The organism is Methylobacterium frigidaeris, from assembly GCF_022179185.1.
Lineage (GTDB): Bacteria > Pseudomonadota > Alphaproteobacteria > Rhizobiales > Beijerinckiaceae > Methylobacterium > Methylobacterium frigidaeris.
The window spans coordinates 1-239 of the sequence record NZ_BPQJ01000341.1; the positions used below are offsets into that span (position 1 = coordinate 1).

At 74.9% G+C, this 239-nt stretch carries 1 protein-coding gene; it reads right to left on the bottom strand.

Annotated elements, in window-relative coordinates:
- The coding region (locus MFF64_RS37305; protein WP_238194116.1) for a hypothetical protein at window positions 1-239 on the bottom strand (239 nt) is incomplete at both ends.

The window sequence follows — 239 nt, forward strand, 5'->3', positions numbered from 1 at the left end:
GCTGTGCGTGGCCTCGATCACCGGGCCCGGCATCAGGACGTGCGGACCCTGCGCGGGCAGGTCGCGCCGCAGCACGTAGGGCGCCACCACACCGTCCGCGTTGCTGCGGTAGATCATCAGGCGGCCGGGCGTGCGGGGGATGACCTGCACGTCGCTGATCTGGCCGACGGCCCCGAGGGCGATCGCATCCTCCGGCGGGCGGGTCGCGGCGCGCCTGGCCTCGACGTAGCTCGCCGGGT